Source organism: Paenibacillus sp. ov031 (assembly GCF_900143165.1).
Taxonomy (GTDB): Bacteria; Bacillota; Bacilli; order Paenibacillales; family Paenibacillaceae; genus Paenibacillus; species Paenibacillus marchantiae.
Map to the genome: position 1 here is coordinate 128112 of NZ_FRDO01000011.1, position 15695 is coordinate 143806.

10 protein-coding genes are annotated in these 15695 nt (G+C 47.0%); 9 read left to right on the plus strand and 1 reads right to left on the minus strand.

Features of this window, described 5'->3' with window-relative positions; translation table 11 throughout:
- On the minus strand, positions 1–1770 hold the full coding sequence (locus tag BUA17_RS29170) for an SWIM zinc finger family protein (protein ID WP_072735801.1): 1770 nt from the start codon (positions 1768–1770) through the stop codon (positions 1–3).
- A gap of 279 nt (positions 1771–2049) precedes the next feature.
- Here BUA17_RS29170 and BUA17_RS29175 point away from each other — a divergent pair, with 279 nt between their 5' ends.
- The 9 genes from BUA17_RS29175 (at position 2050) to BUA17_RS29215 (ending at position 14896) form a co-directional block, all read left to right on the plus strand.
- A complete protein-coding gene (locus BUA17_RS29175; protein WP_072735802.1) occupies positions 2050–2868 on the plus strand; it encodes an endonuclease/exonuclease/phosphatase family protein in 819 nt (272 codons plus the stop codon).
- 266 nt (positions 2869–3134) lie between these two features.
- Positions 3135–4709, plus strand: a complete 1575-nt coding sequence (locus BUA17_RS29180) for an S-layer homology domain-containing protein (RefSeq protein ID WP_072735803.1) — start codon at positions 3135–3137, stop codon at positions 4707–4709.
- Between the two features lie 255 nt (positions 4710–4964).
- Positions 4965–7262, plus strand: coding sequence for a glycoside hydrolase family 88/105 protein (locus BUA17_RS29185; RefSeq protein ID WP_072735804.1), 2298 nt, complete (start codon positions 4965–4967; stop codon positions 7260–7262).
- Between the two features lie 334 nt (positions 7263–7596).
- Positions 7597–8931: an ABC transporter substrate-binding protein gene (locus tag BUA17_RS29190; RefSeq protein ID WP_072735805.1), complete on the plus strand. Its 1335-nt coding sequence runs from the start codon at positions 7597–7599 to the stop codon at positions 8929–8931.
- 46 nt (positions 8932–8977) lie between these two features.
- The gene (locus BUA17_RS29195; protein WP_083584909.1) at positions 8978–9928 is read left to right on the plus strand and encodes a carbohydrate ABC transporter permease; all 951 of its coding nucleotides are present in this window, start codon (positions 8978–8980) and stop codon (positions 9926–9928) included.
- Positions 9925–10773 (plus strand): carbohydrate ABC transporter permease, encoded by an 849-nt coding sequence (locus tag BUA17_RS29200; protein ID WP_072735806.1) that lies wholly within the window; start codon positions 9925–9927, stop codon positions 10771–10773. Before BUA17_RS29195 ends, BUA17_RS29200 begins: the two co-directional genes overlap by 4 nt.
- A gap of 27 nt (positions 10774–10800) precedes the next feature.
- Entirely contained in the window at positions 10801–12699 is a 1899-nt protein-coding gene (locus tag BUA17_RS29205) for a cache domain-containing sensor histidine kinase (RefSeq protein WP_072735807.1), read from the plus strand.
- Positions 12696–14300: a response regulator gene (locus BUA17_RS29210; protein ID WP_063566434.1), complete on the plus strand. Its 1605-nt coding sequence runs from the start codon at positions 12696–12698 to the stop codon at positions 14298–14300. Before BUA17_RS29205 ends, BUA17_RS29210 begins: the two co-directional genes overlap by 4 nt.
- Before the next feature lie 50 nt (positions 14301–14350).
- Positions 14351–14896, plus strand: a complete 546-nt coding sequence (locus BUA17_RS29215; RefSeq protein ID WP_072735808.1) for a GNAT family N-acetyltransferase — start codon at positions 14351–14353, stop codon at positions 14894–14896.
- Positions 14897–15695 lie beyond the last annotated feature (799 nt).

A 15695-nucleotide genomic window follows, 5' to 3' on the forward strand; every position in this document is an offset into this window, starting at 1 on the left:
TCATGAGATCAACTTACCTTTCCGAAGCTCTTCCTGCAGGGCGCGCAGTCGGCTGTTGCGAACAGCCAATGTGGTGATAAACTGCTCCCAATGTTCTTCCTGCTTCAATTTTTTATAAATTTTGGACAGACGCTTCAACAGTTTCACTGCTGCTTTGTATCCGTCCCTGTTTTTGTGTCCGATATAACGATCCACTGCTTGATGGTAGAAAGGCAAAAGCAGTTCGGGTGCATCCTTTTCAATCGGCTGTAGCACCGCTACCCGGAATTCTAGCGGCTCTGTCTCCGTGCTCAGTTGAAAATCAATCCACCGCCGCCACTGTCCCCGGGAATGCATTGCTTCTTCATAAGCTGGCCGGGAATGAGGCAGCATGCTGACCAATGTGTCCCACATGCGGTGTTCTACATCAGGAAGATGATGAATGGCTGTGTCCCACAACTGCATGTAATCATTCAGAGGGGAGTTCCGTCGGTTCGCGAGCAGAGGTCCGAGCTGTACTAACCACTCGCCTAGCCGTTTCCAGTCTGAAGAATCTGCAAGCACATGAAGAAAATGCAGCAGATGCTCCGGCGGGATGCCATATGCCGAGCCTCCGCTAATCAATCGCTGCCAAGCCTGATCATCTTGTCCCAAATGGAAATACATCCAGCTCTGCGCCAATACCAGCGGCAAGGGCAGAGTGGCAGATTTAATCGGCGCATTGCGCCCATTTTCCGTTAGATTCGCTACGCTTAGCACGCTCTCACCAGGTTTGGCGGGTTTGGAAGCAGCAGTCAGTCCGTTCTCCATTTCCTGTAGAAACGCCAGCTCTGACTCTAGCGTTTTCCGGTTTTCCTGGAGATGAGGAACGATCCAGTTTAACCAAAGCTGTCGATACATCGGGGTGAAGAACATCATGCTGGATGTCTCGGATATCATCTGCGTACGCAGGTAAGATGAGGTTTCCTCAAGCCTTTTCCAAAGTTGTTCAAGCTTCGTGCCCTTCAGACCTGAGAGATCCAACGGACGGCTAAAGATCTGTTCCAGTCCTTTCTGGAGCGCATCCACGGCAAGTTGAGCAGGATAGCTCAGATACACCGGTGTATGTGTGATTGAATTGCGGCCAGGCACACAGAAGCGAATCAGGTGCAACTGAACATGCAGCTCAAATAACTGGTCCATGCCAGCGGATAGCTTAGGTTTAATGGAATAGAGCTCGTCCGCTGCGGCCTGCACATACGATGTACTTGGCGTGCCTATCCCGAGTCGTTTCAGGCATGCCCGAAACAGCTCATGCCATTCCGTGATTTCAAGCTCTGCAAGTTCCGTTGCACGTTCCTTGATCTGGCTATACTGGTTATCAGGGATGGTGAGATCCTCTTCGTGCGCTGCGTAATCCGAACGTCCTGAAGTCGCCATAGCAGCAGGTTTTGGAGCCTGTTTCAGTGCAGTACTGGAGTGAGCATTGACGATGCCATGTACGGGTCGCCCCAGTTGCTCCGCATAACTCATTAGAACGGCTATCATATGTTTGCAATGAGATCCTACCGGACAGGTGCAGTGACTGCTGTTCAACGATTGCAAGCTCAGGGTTACTTTATAATCATCGGAGCCCTGCACTTCAGCCAAAATTCCGTTTTGTTCAGTGAAGGTTAATGTTCCGACGCGTTTCTGTTTATAATATTGAAATCCGCGCATAATCGTCAGGTTGTTAAAATGTTCAGCGACCTGCCTGATCAGCTGTTGCCACTGCGCATCATCCATGTTCATGTCAATAGGTATGTTCATCATTCCATCTCCTGGGGAAATCATAGGTTCAGTAATCACCACGTCTTGACGTAATGGTGTACATTTCATGTATCCATCATATCAGTTATCATGTGCTCCGTGCATCGGTTCTGAGAACTTGGATGGGACTTTTTAATAGGTGAAACCCAAGAGTACCGATCTTTATTTTTTACCATAAACCATGCATAATAGGCTCGTCTTGTGTATGCTTATCGTATGTATTCCTTTCAGGAACGATGCAGGCCGGGATTCGGCTTAATTCTAAACAACAGGAGAGAGCATATGAAAATACTTACGTTAAATACGCACGCTTGGGCAGAAGAAGACCAACTGAACAAGATCAGTCAGCTGGCTGATTTTATCAATACACACCAATTTGATGTGATCTCCATGCAAGAGGTTAATCAATCGATGCAAGAAGCAGCGCTGTCCGCGGAGGAACTGAAACATTACTTTGCCACGGAATCGGATGCTGTGATCAAAAAAGACAACTACGCCTACGTTCTGCTTACGCAACTGACCGAGACCTATTACTGGACATGGATTCCCGCCCATGTCGGTTTCCAAAAATACGATGAAGGGCTGGCAATCCTGAGCCGGACGCCGATTACAAAGGCTTTTGGAGAGTATGTATCCCACATGCGGGATTACGCCAACTACCGGACACGCAAAATTATAGGTGTTCAGACTGAAGTACAAGGCGAAGCCACCTGGTTTGTGAATGGACACTATAACTGGTGGGATGATGAACAAGAGCCTTTCAAGGGGCAGTGGGAACTGACTGAGAGCAAGCTCGCTCCATATATGGACCAGCCGCTGTATATTATGGGTGATTTCAATAATGTCGCGGAAGTACGTGAGGAAGGCTACGATTATATGATGAGCAAGGGCTGGAATGACCTGTACACGACAGCTGTGCAAAAGGATGACGGTGCAACCGTGGTCAAAGCCATTGCCGGATGGGCGGATAACAAACGCGATCTGCGTATTGATTATATTTTCTCGAATCGTCCGGTACAGGCGAAGTCTTCGACGGTAGTTCTCAACGGAAAGAACGGCCCTGTAGTCTCTGACCATTACGGCGTAGCTGTGGAAATTTAATAGTTGGTCAGCCATGTACACAATTTTTTATCAAAATAAAACGAAAGCCTCCGCTCACTTCCTTATAAGGAAAGTGCAGTCGGAGGTTTTTTATTTTTAAACCTTTGCTCCCCACGTTGTCGAAATAAGGCGATTTGTTCAGAATCGGTTCAGAGCCTCTATATATAATGTCATTATCGTACATGTCCATATTATTTAAGGAAGATCCTCGATTGGATTTTGCGTTGGAATGACACGAACTTACTTCATACTGGAGGAGCATTCTTTTGAAAAAAAATCATTTCATCAGCTCGATTCTCGCGGCGTCCTTGTTGACAACACCTTTGTGGACGACACAGGCTAACGCCGCAGTATCATTTACCGATATCGATAAATCCTACGCCAAGGATGCCATTGTAGAGTTGCAAAATGAAGGAATTATCGCCGGATTCAGTGATGGTCGATTTAATCCGTCCGGTATGATTACCAGACAGGATTTTGCCATCCTAGTTGCCAAAACGTTAAAACTGGATGTAACCAATAACGTCCCATCCAATCCGACATTTACAGATATTCCTGTGACCAGCTATGCCTATGCTTCTGTTGAAGCGGTATATCAAGCAGGTATATTTAAAGGCATGGGAAGCGGGAAATTCGGGAGCGGTAAGACATTATCCAGACAGGATATGGTCGTAACCCTGATGAGAGCAAAGGGAACAGACGTAACGGGCAAAGCTGCTTCCTTAACGTTCAAGGATAGCGCAACTATTTCGAAATATGCAAAAGATGCGGTTGGAGCGGCACTCGAAGCTGGATACATTATCGGTGATCAAAACAACATGTTTAAACCCGTGTTACAAGCCGATCGTCAAGCTGCGGCACTGACGGCTTCTCGATTGCTGCAAACGATAAAAGAAACTACAGGTCCGCAACCTGAACCAGTTCCGACGCCAACACCAACACCAGAGGTAATACCAACGCCCGTGCCTACTCCGGCTCCATCTACCAGTTCGAATAATAGCGGGTCCTCATCAGGTGGAAGTAGCGACAGCGGGAACATGAATCCATCTGTACCTGCGGATACAACAGCACCAACGGTGGATGTAAGCAAATTTAGCATTATCGATAATAACAGCGGAACCTGGGATCAAGTTCAGGGGGATTCTGGAGCAGTAAGTGAAGAAGGAGCCGTTGTAACTTTCTATAGATGGACCGATACGAATACAAATGAAGTCGTGGATGAAGGAGAGTTGGAAGAAGGAATTCCCCTTGCCAAAAGCAAATCGGATGGTTCACTTGCGCTTACTAAATTGAAAAATTTGACTCCAGGAGACTACACATTTGTGGTTACTGCCAAGGATTCAGCAGGTAATGAGTCTCCTAAAGATGCGGCGCATGTATTTACTTTTACGCTTGTGAACGGGGATAAGCCAGTAGCCGTGCCAACTATAAGGTCTAGTAATTATGGTTTCGATTCGAACAACTCCAAAGCGAAGTATCTCCAGGTTCAAACTGTTAATCCTGCATTTTCTCTTTATTATAATGTAGGGGAAAGTTTTGTGGATGGTACCATCGAGTATTCGACCAACGCTTTTCAGTTTAGCGTAAACGATTCTTACGAAATTGATGGTGAGTCTTATACAATCGATAGCAGCCAAATTAGCAATGATGGTCATACGCTTAAGCTTAAAGTGACTGTGGAAGCTGATACCCGTATTACTCTGGTATTATTAGATAAGCGTAATAATGATATAAGTCAAAATGATTTTATCATTCGAGCAGATGCGGATGGTGAAGGATTAACTAAATCTGTATCTGAAGAAAACGAGAAACTTATCGTTCACTTTGTCATTTACGGATAAATGGAATTTAGATGAGACGGACTACATTTATGTAGTCCGTGGTTTCTTCTTAGGGTAAGAATGAGAATATGAAGGATTATTTGTAAGCGTAATCAAAAATCTGTAGCCACCGGGAAGCAGGTCAGTTATACTTGGTTTATTATTTGGCTATTTCAAAGATAAACGAGGATCATCACCGTTCGGTAAAAGGGATTCTCTCACAAAGGTTAAGCGCTATACTTATGTATTCCATCGGGAGAGGAATGTGGGCATTCAATGACAACGTATTTCAGTGAACCGCAGAGTATGTACTATCGATTCGGAGAAGATCAGGATCAGGTGCTGAAGGTGCTGGCAGAGAGGTATATAGGTGCCAACGCGCAGGCTGATTTTGTATATCGCGTATTTCAGAAGTCTGGTATTTTGCAAAATGAGAAGGGTCTGTATGATCTGAATTTGAGTAAACGTTTCCCTGATGCACAGAAAGGTCAGATTTCTTATGCCGCAGCGCTGGTATGGGGGGATGAAGATCGAAATCTGGATGTGCTGATCCGCTGTTATGGACCGGTTCGCTTCTATTTTAACGAGCAATTGGTATATCGCTCCACGGTCATGGATGAGATCAACCTGGACGCGACTGTGAAACTGGGAATCGACATTAAACCGGGATGGAATATGTTGTTGCTGGAGATGAAGTATACACCTGCGGGCTTTGGATGCCAGTTTGGCTCGGACGAGGGGAAAGTGCGTATTCTGAATGTGCTTGCTCCTTTCCAGGAGAGACAGGGACAGGCCGGATGGGTGTATTCCAAACCGATAAGTTCGGAGGAGAATCATCCGGAATGGAATCTGCTCGGGTCAGAAGAGGATCACAGACTAGATTGGCTGCCTGACGCGCAATGGTCAGAGGAGAAACAGACGCAACCATCCCTGGAGAGAATATACGGACATCTTCCAGGTCAGCAAGTCTATGCGTGGACACGGTTAATCAACAGGGATTCAAGTGATTGCCCGATCCGTTTGTCTGGTCAATCTTCCGGACCACTGAATATATGGCTGAACGGTGTATCGGCAGTGCAATTGAAGGAAGCGGGTCCATTCGAGGCGAACATAACCGGATCTTTTGGACGGAACGACCTGTTGGTTTGCAGTGAATGTAGCGATACGGCTGAGCCATGGAATTTTGTAATAAATGCAATGATGAATGGAGAGCAACTGAAACTGGAGCTTCCCCAGCGTGTGCACGGAGCTTCTGGAGAGGCGTGGCTATATCTAGGACCTTTTGAATCGGAGGACGTCGAAACTGATTTGCAGGATCTAATGCGCACTGATCGGGTGTTTAAAGGAAGTGTATTGAACGATAACCCAGAAGAAACGGGAAGCCAGCAGGCACGGAAGGAACGCATATATTGGCAACTGGATAGACCGGATGCGTGGATACGCCCCTATTATGAAAATGCAATGCTCAGTAACAAATGGACCGTAGGCAGTGTAACCAACTATGGTCGCTGGGACTATCCTTTAGGTGTCACCGTATATGGTCTGTTGCAAACTGGACGTTATTTGCAGCGGCCCGACATTACGCGTTATGCGTCAGAACATGTGCAGGCGTGTACTCGTATGGATGAGTACTCATTATGGGATCGGGAGCAGTATGGTTTCCCAGCGGTTAACCAGCAGCTGGTTATGATGAAAATGCTGGATAACTGTGGCTCCTTTGGCTCCGCCATGCTGGAAGCCTATTCCGAATGTCAGGAGCCGACGTTTTTGCCGATTGCCGATCGAATTGCAGATTTTATGTTGACCCGGTTGGAGCGACAGGAGGACGGTGCATTTTACCGTGAGTGTATCGGTGAATTTGCCGAGAATACGATGTGGGCAGATGACCTTTATATGAGCACTCCGTTTCTTGTGCGGTATGCCCGACTGACGGGAAATAATTCAGCACTGGATGAAGTAGCTAGACAATTTTTATTGTATCGGAAATATCTGTTCATGCCTGAATTCAAGATCATGTCCCACGTATACGATTTTAAATATGGACAGGCGACACAAATTCCGTGGGGACGGGGAAATGGTTGGACGCTTTTTTCGCTGTCTGAGGTATTGGAAGCTTTGCCGACAGAGCACCCGGAGCGCCCGACTTTAATTGCCTTCTTTAATGAATTATGTGAAGGATATGCAGCTCTGCAAGGAGAGGGTGGATTGTGGCATCAGGTATTGAATGATTCGGAAACATACCAGGAAGCCTCCTGTACAGCGATGTTTGCTTATGGTTTTGCACGGGGAGTACGTTTTGGTTGGTTATATCAACCTGAACGTTACATTGAAGCGGCTGAGCGGGCCTGGAACGGATTAACCCGTAAAGCGATTGATCGTCAGGGTAATGTACATGGTGTATGCAGTGGCTCGAGATATGCCTTTACCGCAGAATATTACAATAAGGACCTGCTCACGGTAACGAATGACAATCACGGTATTGGCATTATGATGCTGGCAGGAACCGAAGTGGCGAAGATGAAGAAACATCTGGCCCAGTCTAAGGTGCCATCAACTGCTGTGACGCAATCCTGAAAGTGTCAGTAAAACTACAGGATACCTTGATCGAAATCTCACATGATATCTACTCTAACGTTTCATTGCAGACGGCTGGATGACCATCGTTGAGATGTAGCGAGGCGCAGTACGCCGCACGAAGAATGCTGTATAGATGGATAACCACCTGGAGAATCATTCCTGGTGGTTATTTAATCACTAAGAATATTGAAGACAATTGAATGGACATTTGTCCCAACCCCTTACTTTTTTGACAGGAAAGCTTACTTTTGTTTATGTCATGAGCAGCCATAGGCCGTTACAATAGTTTTTGTAAGCGATTCCACAAAGCTAAAGGGGAGGAAATTCATTCATGTTGAATACCAAAAAGTGGGTAACCTTGTTCTGCCTATCCCTGTTAATGTTCGCTACAGCCTGTTCCGGAGGGTCATCAGGACCATCTGCTTCATCCAATGAAGGAGAAGAAGGGGGCACTTCCGGCAATATTGAACTTCGTATGACTTGGTGGGGATCACAGACTCGACACGATCTTACGACCAAAGTGATTAAGCTGTTTGAAGAAAAACACCCTGGCATTACCATCAAGCCGGAATATTCCGGTTGGGACGGATACTTTGACAAGCTGACCACACAGGTAGCCGGTTCAAATGCACCGGATATCATACAGATGGATTACGCTTTTCTAACCGATTTTGCCCGGCGTGGTGCATTGCTTGACCTGACCCCATACGCAGAGAGCAAGGAGCTGCGCACTGAGGATCATGACAAGAGCATGCTCAAAGCCGGATCGATTGACGATAAATTATACGCGATTACATTGGGTGTAAATGCGCCAGGTGTTATCTATGATGCCACCGTATTCCAGGAGCTCGGAATCGAGGAGCCGCAGGAAAGCTGGACGTGGAAAGATTTTAGTGACGTAGCTGCCAAGATTGCAGCAGAGAAGGGTGACGGTTTCTACGGTTCGGCCGATGTATCCGGAACTACTAACATGTTTGAGGTATTTATCCGGCAAACAGGCAAGGGACTATTTGATGGCGGGACGTTGATAGCGACCAGCGAGGAGCTTCAGCAATGGTTTGACATGTGGGGGGCGCTTCGTGAGAACGGGGGTGCTACCTCCGCAGAAGTGACGGCGTCCACTACGAATGCACTGGAGACACGCCCGATCTCACTTGGTACAGCTGCCATGGACTTTGCCTGGTCTAACCAATTGCTGACGTTCCAGCAGGTTAACAAAAACCAGGATCATAAGCTTGGGATACAAGTGCTTCCGCACGGTGTGGGTGAAAAGCAAATCGGTGAATACCTGAAAGCAGGCCAGTTCCTGTCCGGTTATGCCAAAACGAAACATCCGAAGGAAGTGGCAATGTTTATCGACTTCATGGTAAATGATCCCGAAGCTACCGCCATTCTCGGCTCGGAACGCGGAGTACCCGTCAATGCCAGTATCCGTGAGAAGATGCAGCCTACACTGCCAGAAGCGGAGCAAGTTATCTTCCAATTTATCGATGTGGTATCGAAAAACTCCAGTGAAATTGATCCGCCATACCCGCAAGGATTTTCCGAAGTGGATACCAGCTTCAAGAGTGCAAGCGAGCAGATTGCCTTTGGTCAAGACAACACACCGGATGTGATTGCCCAGTTCATTGAAGGGGCCAAGGCGACACTTGCATCAAGTCAATAACACTTGAACGGTTCCAGACTTCATATTCCGCGGGGAGGTTGCGAAGATGAGTACAACACAGGTCAGTCAAGCACGAACCGAGCGTGTGACAGCCCGGCGGGTGAAACGGAGATATGCCCATAATGGAGCAGCGCTTCTTTTCCTGGCCCCATGGCTGGTAGGTTTATTATTTCTGACACTTGGGCCGATGCTCGTTTCCTTATACATTTCGTTCACCGACTACAGTATCCTGGCCGCCCCTTCCTGGGTCGGTCTGGATAACTACTCTACGATGTTTACATCAGATAAACTGTTTATCCAATCGCTCAAAGTCACATTTACGTATGTCGCTGTCTCCGTACCGATCAAGCTGATTTTTGCCCTGCTGGTGGCGATGCTGTTGAACAAAGGCATTCGTGGGCTTGGCATTTACAGAACGGTGTATTACATCCCAACCCTGCTTGGGGGAAGTGTGGCGATTGCGATGCTGTGGCGCAAAATGCTGGGCGGTGACGGACTGCTCAATGGGGTGCTTGCCATGATCGGCATTAAGGCACCCGATTGGGTAGCCAACCCGAAATATGCCCTGTATTCGATCGTACTGCTGTCCGTATGGCAGTTCGGATCGTCGATGATTATTTTCCTGGCAGGCTTGAAACAGATTCCACCTGAGTATGACGAAGCTTCCGCCGTTGATGGAGCAGGCCCACTCCGGAGATTCTTTTATATCACACTGCCGATTCTGTCGCCGGTTATCTTTTTCAATCTCGTGATGCAGCTGATTACCTCCTTCCAGTCATTTACTCAGGCTTTTGTCATCAGTAACGGCAGCGGGGGGCCAGTCAATTCAACATTAATGTACTCTTTATACCTGTACAAAAAAGGGTTCTCGTTCTTCCAGATGGGTTATGCGTCCGCGATGGCCTGGGTGCTGGTGATTCTGATCGGTGTCTTTACATTGCTGGTATTCCGCAGCAGCAAGCTGTGGGTGCACTATGAGGATGGTGGAAAATCATGATTGGACAACGAAACTCTGCTGCGTGGGTAGTCGCCAAACATATACTTATCTCGGTCATTGCCTTTGTCATGCTGTACCCGGTGCTCTGGATGCTGGGCAGTTCATTCAAACCGGGACATATGATTTTCACCGAAACTTGGTTTTGGCCGCAAGAATGGAACTGGCAAAACTACATCAATGGCTGGACAGGAATTCAGGGCAATCCCTTCTCTCGTTTTCTGACCAACTCGGTCGTCCTGTCGCTGGGCGCTGTGCTTGGCAATGTCATCTCTTGCTCGATGGCGGCGTATGCCTTTGCCAGATTGAATTTTCGGTTCAAAGCGATTTGCTTTGGCTTAATGCTGATGACGATCATGCTGCCACACCATGTGACGCTGATTCCTCAATATATTCTGTTTAACCATCTGGAATGGGTGAATACGTATCTGCCGCTGGTCGTGCCGAAATGGCTGGCGACCGATGCCTTCTTCATTTTCCTGATGGTCCAGTTCTTTCGGGGATTGCCTAAAGAGTTGGATGAAGCGGCTACGATTGATGGATGTGGTCCTGTACGAATTTACACCAAAATTATCATTCCGCTGGCCTTTCCGGCGCTGGTGACGACGATGATCTTTACCTTTTTGTGGACATGGGATGACTTCTTCAGCCAGTTGATCTATCTGAGTGATGTCAGCAAATATACGGTGCCGCTAGGCTTACGCCTGTTCCTCGATTCCAGTTCCCAATCCGATTGGGGACCGATGTTTGCGATGTCAGTGCTGTCACTGGTGCCTTGTTTTATCGTATTTATCGTGTGTCAAAAGTATTTCGTGGAAGGAATCGCGACCTCTGGGCTCAAAGGGTAATTCCAAGACGAAACGAGTTGATTCCTAATGCGGAAACGAAGATTATCTGTATTCCTAAATCATAAGCTGCAACAAAGCAAGCTCTCCACGTTGATGGTGACTTGCTTTATTGCGTTTAACCTGCTGCTCGTCTCGGTTATTGTCTGGCTGGCATACCAGTCGTTCTCTGCCGTCACGTTTACCGAGATCAGCAAAGCACGACTTGCTCTTCTGAATGAGAGTACACGCCGCGGGTTTGATTTTATTACAGGTGTGACAGGCACGGCTTATTCTTTGGCGAGCAACCGTGAGCTGTCGAGTCTGCTTGAAACGAAGGGAGCGGGAAGGCTGACACAGATCCACCAACGGCGTGAGGTGTCCAAAATATTGGATCATACGGTGGTAGTCAGTGAAGGTATTACCTCAGTGGAGCTGTATACGGATTCCTTCAACGGTGTCACTGTCACGATGGCCGACCGCATCTATTCAGTGGATACGATTGCCGGTGATTCATGGTTTGCTGCACTGGAGCATGCGGATGCGGCTTGGGTACCTCTGCGGGAAAACGAATCAGGCCAATCGCTAATCGGATACGCCCAGCGAATCTTTGACAGCCGGGGTGGTACGGTAGCCTACGTGCTCATCCGCCTGAGTCGCGCCGATATTGTACGCAGATTTGCGGATATGCCGATGGTGCTGGATGGACAGGTGCTGTTGGTGGATACCGCAGGCAACGTCGTCATGCAGATGGGCGATGACAATTTAGGGGTGAATTCTGCTGAGGATTCAAGCTTAATTCATGGAGCCTCAAAAATTTTTCCTTCTATTAATGTATCTGCTAATGCAGCTGCTGCTGGGGAAAGCGAACCAGTCGTTGATCGTGCATGGATTCAGGAGCATGTTGAACATGGGCAGGACGGATTTGAAGTGGTTTCCGGCAAGCCTGGTGGAGCGCAGCTGGTTCTGTATTCAAGACCTGCCATGCTTCAGTGGCGACTGGTACAGACCATCCCTGTTCACACCCTGTTATCTCCTGTGAGGCAGGCCGGATGGCAGGTCCTTGGAATAGCTGTGCTGGGATTACTATTTTCAGCGGTACTTGCGTATCTGTTCGTTTGGCGGATTGTTCGTCCTTTACGTCAGTTGATCAAGCGGATGAGGCAACTGGAGAAGGGGGATTTCAATACCCGGGTTCAGCTTTCGTTTACCGAAGAATATGCCCATTTGGCGTATGGATTCAACCATATGGCTTCACAGTTGACGGAGTTGATGGAGCAGGTCAAGGAAGAGAGCCGGGCGAAGCGTGAAGCACAGACCGGTTTACTGGAGGCGCAAATCAAACCGCATTTTTTGTACAACACACTTGACATGATCCACTGGCGTGCTCTCGATTATGAGGCCAAGGACATCAGCCGCATGATTGTTCAACTCAGCAAACTGCTGCGTATTGGATTGAGCGGTGGCAGATTATTCATCCGAGTACGGGATGAGTTGGAGCATGCTCGTTGTTACGTTAGCATTCAGTCGGAGCGGCTGCCGTTCTCTATTGATTATCAGGAACAGATTGATCCGAGAGTGCGAAGTTGTTACATTCCCAAAATCATTTTGCAGGCCTTTATTGAAAATGCGGTCATGCATGGGCAGCCGAAGGAAGGACAACTTCGTATACAGGTGGATATGCGGGAATCGGAGAGCAACGATCCACCACCCAAAGTCATCATTTGCATAAAGGATAACGGTCAGGGCTTGCCTGAGGGCTGGAAGCTGGAGGAGACGACTGGTATTGGTATACGAAATGTACATCAACGCATTCAATTGTATTGTGGTACTGGGTACGGCGTTGATATATGTGCAGGTGAATTAGGCGGAGTAGAAGTGACCATTACGTTGCCACGTATTGAGACGGAAGAACAATTAAACTTATGGCTGGGCGGTGAAAATGAATGAAAACCATTATGCTCGTAGACGATGACCCGCATATTGTAAAAGCATTGACCGACCATATTGATTGGCCATCCATTGGCCTCCACATTGCAGGAACAGCTTCCAATGGCGTGGACGCACTGGAGCTATTCCAACAGCTGCGCCCCGATCTTGTGATGACGGACGTCTATTTGCCAGGAATGACAGGACTTGAGGTCACGCAGGCGTTGCGGAGGGACCATCCCCATCTGCCGATCATCATTCTTAGCGGATATGACGAATTCGAGAATGCCCGGGCTGCCATGCGCTGGGGAGTGAATCATTTTTTGCTAAAGCCTGCGGAAGTGGAGGAGATTGAGTCTGTTCTGCGTGAGGTGCTACTGGAAGAGGATGTGCGTGAGCGGCGTGAGCAGCTGGAGCGGACGTACAAACAGGAGATTGGACGGGTGGTTCCTTATCTTCGCAAATTGTTTCTCCACGAGCTGTTAACCACACGCTACCGGGAAGAAGAGTTACCTGCAGAGCGTATGGATTATGTGGGCATTCGTATACCCTCTCAAGTGCGCGCCATCAGTCTACAGTTGTACCGGCCTGCATTTTTGACAAAGATGAAAGAGAGGGACTGGCAGCTATTAAGATATGGGGCAGCTGATATTATTCAGGAGACCGTCAAAGAGCAGACTTCGCAGATAAACGACTGCCAGGTGGAGATCGTGGATTACTCGGACCAGGTGTTAGTGCTGCTTCTATTTGACGAGAAGGACCCGCTAGAGCAATTTGAGTCCATTGTTGAACGGATGATTGATCAGATTTTTACGTATCTCAAAATCGAAATGAGCGCAGGTATTGGAACGTCCAAAGAGCACTTATGCGAAGTGATGGACTCCTATCTGGAGAGCAGAGAGGCGCTGGAGAAAGCAGAGTTTCAGGGCGGGAGCCGTGTATATCGATATGATTCATCAGATGCGTTAACCCCGAGCGCAACGGATTACTCGCAATTGCTGCGACAATGGAGTGAGTCATGGGCAGGTATGAGGACTGATCTGGCAGAGGAGATATGGGTTCACTTTCGCAATCTGCTGGAAGAAGGGGGTGGTACCAGTATTCAGGATGTGCAGGTTGTGGCTGTGAGCCTGTTCGACACGTTAATTCATAGTTGGAACCGGCATTATCCCATGCTGGCACCACCGCTCTCGATGAGCCACTTTTTGCGGGAAATTCAATCGAAATATGGGCTGCAGGATCTGATATGCTGGATGGATGGTATTATTCGAAACTGGATGGAACAGATACGTAAAGAAATGGGCGAGAAAAAAAGCAATAAACTAGTGGAGCAGGTAAAACAGTACGTTGAAATGCATTATGCTGAAGAGATTAGTTTTGAAGCCATTGCCAAGGGACTGTTTGTACACCCCAAATATTTGAGTCAGCTGTTCAAGAGGGTGACCGGAGAGAACTTTGTGAGTTATGTAAATGGGTATCGGATTCAACGTGCGCTGGAGCTATTACAGTCAGGGCATTACATGGTCTACGAGGTTAGTGAAATGACTGGGTTCCGCAACGCGACCTATTTCAGTCAGGTGTTCAAGATGCTTACGGGCAAGAGTCCGTCTGAGGTGGGGTAGAGCCATCAATAGGGTAAGCAAAATAAAATAGATTGGACGGATTACAACGTATGATCATCGATCAACAGGAGTTTAACGTAAAAGGATTGACCTATTCAATTAGGTCCGCAATGGAAAAGGATGCTGAGGCATTGTCTTCACTTCGTTTACAGATGGATGGAGAAACCGAGTATATGGATCGTGAGCAAGGTGAAGGCTTTATTGATCCAGCGGGGTTTGAACAACTAATCCGGTTGGACTCTGAGAAAGAGAGAAACCTGTTTCTCGTTACTATGGTAAAGGAACAAATCGTCGGGTATTCCAGGTGTGAAGGTGTTGATCTAAAGCGATTTTCTCATAAGGTTGAATTTGGCGTTTGTGTAGCGAAAGAGTTCTGGGGATACGGGATTGGCAAGAAACTACTCGAACTATCAATAGATTGGGCAGACACGAATGGAATTGAGAAGATGACATTGAACGTGGTGGGGACGAACGATAAAGCGATGGAGCTTTACAAAAGGATGGGCTTCGAGATAGAGGGGACTGTGAAAAAGGATCGACGACACGCGGACGGTCGGTATTACGATACAGTTATGATGGGAAGGTTCAGGGGCTGAGGGGGAGAAGGTGGTGGTGAGAGGTTGGCTAACAATATACGCCACTCCTTTTATTATTCAATAACTATTCTTTTATATGAAAGAACAGATACACGAGTAACTACTTATCTCTCATGGAGAGAGTTAATATCTATTAGATGTATTTTCTTAAAATCTGATTTCATATATTGTTATAGAGGCTAATAGATATGTGCGATACAAGACTAAGTATCCCTTGAGCTACTAAATAGTGTTTCTTCAAAACGAATAGAATCTCAGTTTACTATGAACATTAACTATTACCTTTCTCAATAAGTTAATGATATTCAACATTGTCATATTTATTGAGTGTAGCAGATGGGGGCTGATTGCAAGACAAAGATTGATTATAAATAGAAGGGAGATATAACGGTTCTATTTGTTCTCATAAAACGGAGATAGAAAAATATTAATTAAGGGTTGCAATTTATTTTTGTACATGGTATATTCTAATTCCGGCCAAGAAAACACGAGAAACACGGTGCGGCAAGCGAATGAAATAAGCTTCGAAAGAAACTTGAAAAAAGAGCTTGCAAAGTTGGTTCGGATGTGATAAGATATAAAAGTTGCTGAGGTGAACAACACACGGCAATGAAACAAGTTTGATCTTTGAAAACTGAACAACGAGTGAGTAACGATCTTGCTTGCAAGATCGACGCTGAGAAATCGGTACACGTCTTCGGACTGTATGATTTCAAAGCAAAATAAATGAGATTTTTAATCTCGTCAGTTTCAAAATGAGCTTATCGCTCTTTTCAATACTTTATTGGAGAGTTTGATC